The 4,789-nt window shown below is 65.5% G+C and carries 6 protein-coding genes; 2 read left to right on the top strand and 4 right to left on the bottom strand.

All coding sequences use genetic code 11. The features are described from left to right. Both ACRCSW_RS05935 and ACRCSW_RS05930 read left to right on the top strand, forming a co-directional pair. The coding region (locus tag ACRCSW_RS05935; protein WP_438703409.1) for a pyridoxal phosphate-dependent aminotransferase at positions 1 to 1,178 on the top strand (1,178 nt) is incomplete at its 5' end. A gap of 117 nt (positions 1,179 to 1,295) precedes the next feature. After that, complete coding sequence (locus ACRCSW_RS05930) at positions 1,296 to 1,703, top strand: hypothetical protein (RefSeq protein WP_438703407.1); 408 nt, start codon at positions 1,296 to 1,298, stop codon at positions 1,701 to 1,703. Here ACRCSW_RS05930 and ACRCSW_RS05925 read toward each other — a convergent pair whose 3' ends face one another. The 4 genes from ACRCSW_RS05925 to ACRCSW_RS05910 all read right to left on the bottom strand — a co-directional run bounded on the left by ACRCSW_RS05925 (position 1,704) and on the right by ACRCSW_RS05910 (position 4,732). Beyond that, positions 1,704 to 2,393 (bottom strand): VCBS repeat-containing protein, encoded by a 690-nt coding sequence (locus tag ACRCSW_RS05925; RefSeq protein ID WP_438703406.1) that lies wholly within the window; start codon positions 2,391 to 2,393, stop codon positions 1,704 to 1,706. Further along, on the bottom strand, positions 2,393 to 2,716 hold the full coding sequence (locus ACRCSW_RS05920; protein ID WP_438703405.1) for a 2Fe-2S iron-sulfur cluster-binding protein: 324 nt from the start codon (positions 2,714 to 2,716) through the stop codon (positions 2,393 to 2,395). Before ACRCSW_RS05920 ends, ACRCSW_RS05925 begins: the two co-directional genes overlap by 1 nt. A 187-nt stretch (positions 2,717 to 2,903) precedes the next feature. Next, positions 2,904 to 4,361, bottom strand: a complete 1,458-nt coding sequence (locus tag ACRCSW_RS05915; RefSeq protein ID WP_438703410.1) for a Do family serine endopeptidase — start codon at positions 4,359 to 4,361, stop codon at positions 2,904 to 2,906. A 185-nt stretch (positions 4,362 to 4,546) separates the two neighbouring features. Further along, complete coding sequence (locus ACRCSW_RS05910) at positions 4,547 to 4,732, bottom strand: DUF2065 domain-containing protein (RefSeq protein ID WP_438703404.1); 186 nt, start codon at positions 4,730 to 4,732, stop codon at positions 4,547 to 4,549. Between the last annotated feature and the right edge of the window lie 57 nt (positions 4,733 to 4,789).

Here is a 4,789-nt window from a genome sequence, read left to right as displayed (position 1 = left end):
CGCGCGTTAAGCCCTCGCCGACGATCGCCGTCACCACCAAGGCCGCCGAACTCAAGTCCGCGGGCCGCGATGTGATCGGCCTTGGCGCGGGCGAGCCGGACTTCGACACGCCCGTGAACATCCGCGAGGCGGCGAAGCGCGCGATCGATGCCGGCAAGACCCGCTACACGGCGGTGGATGGGATCCCCGAGCTTAAGGCCGCGATCTGCTCGAAGTTCCTCCGGGAAAACGGCCTGACCTATATGCCTTCGCAGGTCACGGTGGGGACGGGCGGCAAGCAGATCCTGTACAATGCGCTGATGGCGACCTGCAATCCAGGCGACGAGGTCATCGTCCCCGCGCCCTACTGGGTTTCCTACCCAGACATGGTGCTGCTTGCAGGTGGCACGCCCGTGACCGTGGTGGCCGGGATCGAGACGAACTTCAAGCTGACACCCGAGCAACTTGAGGCAGCGATCACGCCGAAGACCAAGTGGTTCATCTTCAACTCGCCCTCGAACCCGACAGGCGCAGGCTATACCCGCAGTGAATTGAGGGCCCTGACCGATGTCCTGATGCGTCACCCACAAGTCTGGGTGATGTCGGACGACATGTACGAACACCTCGTCTTCGACGATTTCGAGTTCTGCACCCCCGCCGAGGTCGAACCCGGCCTTTACGACCGCACGCTGACCTGCAACGGCGTCTCAAAGGCCTACGCGATGACCGGCTGGCGGATCGGCTATGCGGCAGGCCCAGTGGCGCTGATCAAGGCGATGGGGACGATCCAGTCGCAGTCGACGTCGAACCCCTGTTCGATCAGCCAGCACGCGGCGCTTGAGGCCCTGAGCGGCCCGCAGGACTTCCTTGCCCCGAACCGCAAGCTCTTTGAAGGCCGGCGCGATCTGGTGGTGTCCATGCTGAACCAGGCCAAGGGCATCCGCTGCCCGAAGCCCGAAGGCGCCTTCTACGTCTACCCCGACATCTCGGGCTGCATCGGCAAGACCACGCCCAAGGGCACCGTCATCTCGGATGACGAGGTCTTTGCGACCGCGCTGCTGGAGGAAACCGGCGTTGCCGTCGTCTTCGGGGCGGCCTTCGGCCTCTCGCCCAACTTCCGCGTCAGCTACGCCACTTCGGACGAGGTCCTGCACGAGGCCTGCAGCCGCATCCAGCGCTTCTGCGCCTCGCTGGTCTGATCCGGCCCGGCTTGCACTGCTGATCCGGGTTGACGTCTTCGCAGCACTGCGAAAGGAATGGCGGGGCATGCGGCCGGGCCAACCCGGCGCGATCGGGGCTTTGAGCAGGCAAGGGCGATGACCGCTGACCTTCCGGACTACTACTTCCGAGTGCGCGAGAACGGCGCCGCCGTGTTCCGCCTGGGCACGGAAAACCGCCAGCGCCGCATCGATATGGAAGAGATCGCCACGGTCAACGTCAAGAACGGCAACGTGAAGCCGCACGGTGAGGTGAAGCTGACCGCCGCCGACCGGGCCGCGATCGAAAGCTGGCTGGCCGCCCGCCAGGCCCAGCTTGCCGCGCGCGAAGTGGACGACATCCTGCGCACCGTCGATCACCTGAACCTGACGACGCAATGGGCCCAGTCGCGGGCTACGGACGCACAGCTGGATGCCGTAACCGACGCGCTTTTGCTGGCAATGCACGATCTGCGGAGCATGCTGGTGCGCCGCAAGGCCGACCGGCTGGGTAAAGGCGAGAGCTGATCAGCAGGGCGGAATCTTCAGGCCCTTTGCGGGCATCGGGCCGATATCCTTGATCTTTCCGCCCCGGACCCGCATCACCCGCGTCCAGTCCAGCGACGCCAGCACCAGTTCCGGCCCCTGCCCGCAATCCCGGACGCCACCCGAGATGAAATCATCGCCGATGCGATGGTTGGTAAGGCCGGGAAGGCGCTGGGTTTCGACCAGCCGATCCCCCTCCAGCCGGACGAAAACCAGGTCGCCAAGGATGTGCGGCCGGTCGACATAGGCGATCTCGACCCGCCCGTCCCCGTCGAAGTCGGCGATCCCGGCGGGGGCGAGCCAGCGGTGCTTCTGGCCGATGAAGCGGGTGGCGGCGATCTTGCCTTCGGGGCCGTAGACGGCGAGGGAGGCGCCGCGGGCGAGGTCGGTCTCGACCACGATCACTTCATCCCGGTCATCGCCGTCAAGGTCGGCCAGTCGCGCCTCGACATCCTCGAACACGCGGTTGTCGGGCAGGCGGATCGTGACGACATGCAGCACGCCACTGGCCAGAGTCATCTCAAGCGCGCCCCATTCCAGTGCGTCGCCCAAAACTGCGTGGTCATAGCGATCGGTTGGCTCGGAAAGCCACGCGCTGCCAATACTTGGACCAATCGGTATCTCGGCCTGCGCCGCCTCGGCCAGAAAGACCAAGGCCAGCGCCCACCGCATCAGATCTGCTTTTCCGGCATCTGCACGCGCAGGCCATCCAGCGCGTCCGAGACCTTGAGCTGGCAGGTCAGGCGCGAACGGACCGGGTCGGGTTGCCAGGCGAAGTCGAGCATGTCGGCTTCCATGTGGTCCTTCTTCGGCAGGCGGTCTACCCAGGCGGCGTCGACATAGACATGGCAGGTGGAACAGGCGCAGGCGCCGCCGCAATCGGCCTCGATCCCGGGGATGCCGTTGTCGCGGGCGCCTTCCATCACGGTCAGGCCATTCGCGACCTCGACCACGTGCTCCTTGCCGCCGTGTTCCACGTAAGTGATCTTCGCCATTCTCAGGTCTCCCGGGATCGTCCGGCCCGACATAGGTCAATCCCGCAAGCTTTGCCAGAGGGCCCCGCGCCACGCCCTATTCTGCGGGCAACAAAATCCTTGAGTAAGGATTTTGGCAAATTTTTTGAGTTAAAAATTTGGCGGCGAGAGGCCCCGCCGCCAATGCAATCCGGTCAGGGGATCAGGCTTACTCGATCGACAGCGCGACGAAGCGCGGATCGCCGCCCCGGCGCACCAGGAGGAGGATCGACTTCCGGCCTGCGTCCTTCGCTTCCTTGATCCGGTCCTCTAGGTCCTGCAGCCGCACCACCTTCTGCTGGCCCGCCTCGGTGATCAGGTCGCCTTCGGTCAGGCCCTTGGTAAAGGCCTCCGACGCCGGATCGACCTTCATGATCATCAGCCCCTCGGCCGCGGGCTCAAGGCCCAGACGCGAGCGCATTTCGTCGTCCAGGGGTGCCAGCGTCAGGCCCAGCGTCTCCATCTCTTTCGGGGCTTCGGGCGCGGGGGTGGAGGCAGGCATCGTCGCGGCCTCGGCCTCTTCGCGGCGGCCAAGCGTTACCGCCAGAGTCTCGGTCCGGCCCTCGCGGAGGACGATCACCGGGACCGCTTCGCCAATCGGCGCATCGGCCACGCGGCGGGTAAGATCGCCCGCGTCGGCGACTTCCTGGCCCGCGAACCGGGTGATCACGTCGCCGGAGACGATGCCCGCATCCTTGGCGGGACCATCGGGCACATCGGTGACAAGCGCGCCCACTGCATTCCCGAGGCCCATCGCCTCGGCCACATCGGGTGTCACGTCCTGGATGCGCACGCCAAGCCAGCCGCGGCGGGTTTCGCCGAACTCTTTCAGCTGGTCGACGACCTTGGTCACCACGTTCGAGGCCATCGAGAAGCCGATCCCGATCGACCCGCCATTGGGCGACAGGATCGCGGTGTTCACCCCGATCACCTGCCCGTCCATGTTGAACAAAGGCCCGCCCGAGTTGCCGCGGTTGATCGCAGCGTCGGTCTGGAGATAGTCGTCATAGGACCCCGAAAGCTCACGCCCCCGGGCCGACACGATGCCCGCGCTGACCGAGAAGCCCTGGCCAAGCGGGTTGCCCATGGCCATGACCCAATCGCCGACCCGCATCAGGTCGGAATTGCCGAAGCTGACGAACGGCAGGGGCTTGTCGCTTTCCACCTTCAGAAGCGCGATGTCAGTCTTGGGGTCGGTGCCTACAAGTTTGGCCTTCAGCCTTTCGCCCGAGAAGAACTCGACCTCGATCTCGTCGGCGCCTTCGATCACGTGGTTGTTGGTGACAATGAAACCGTCTTCGCTGATCACGAAGCCCGAGCCCAGGGCTTCCGAGCGTTGCGGACCGCCCGGCCCCCCCGGTCCGCCGAAATCTTCGAAGAAGTCCTCGAACGGGCTGCCCTCGGGCACCATCGGCATGCCGTCGGCGGGGCCCGCGATCATGGCGCTTGTCGTGATGTTCACGACCGAGGGGCTGATCTGCTCGGCCAGTTCGGCAAAGCTTTCCGGCGCACCGAACGCCTGCGCGTCATGTGCGGGCGTGACGCTGAGGCCGAAGCCAAGGACGAGGGCCAGAAGCGTGCTGGACCGCAGGGCATTGCGAATGGTGGGTGTTAGATCGGGCACGATGCGAACTCCTGTTCATCAGATCGGGCGGCCGGGGCCTTGGTTATGCAAGTCCGCTCCGCGACGCTGCTGAGCAAACAGTTAGTGAAACGTTCCCGCAATGCAAACCCTGTCGCGGCCCTTCAAACGGATGTGAAGGAACTTGTCATGCGCGCCAGTCATCTGCGCCCTGGCGCGCGCCTTGGCCATCAGCCCCGCACCAGCCAGACCACCAGCACACCGAGCGCGAGCGCCCCAAGTCCGATCATCCGCCGCTGATCCACCCCAAGCGAGGCGATCAGCTGCAGGGCGTCTTCGATCCGGCGGGGGGCCAGCGCCAGGACCAGCCCCTCCACCGCCAGCACCAGACCCAGTGCCAGGATGATCTCGCTCACGGGGCGACCGGAGCCGCCTCGTCTGCCCCTGCCGACGTTTCGGACCGCAGATAGTTA

This window comes from Tabrizicola sp., assembly GCF_051645465.1.
Classification (GTDB): Bacteria; Pseudomonadota; Alphaproteobacteria; order Rhodobacterales; family Rhodobacteraceae; genus Tabrizicola.
The sequence above is the reverse complement of the archived record's forward strand: the minus strand, read 5'-3'. Positions and strand labels throughout refer to the sequence as shown.

What these genes read in the sequence shown, in the direction of transcription:
- ACRCSW_RS05920 (WP_438703405.1), bottom strand. Translation starts at nt 2,716, where the DNA reads ATGGCGAAGATCACTTACGTGGAACACGGCGGCAAGGAGCACGTGGTC.
- ACRCSW_RS05930 (WP_438703407.1), top strand. Translation starts at nt 1,296, where the DNA reads ATGACCGCTGACCTTCCGGACTACTACTTCCGAGTGCGCGAGAACGGC.
- ACRCSW_RS05925 (WP_438703406.1), bottom strand. Translation starts at nt 2,393, where the DNA reads ATGCGGTGGGCGCTGGCCTTGGTCTTTCTGGCCGAGGCGGCGCAGGCC.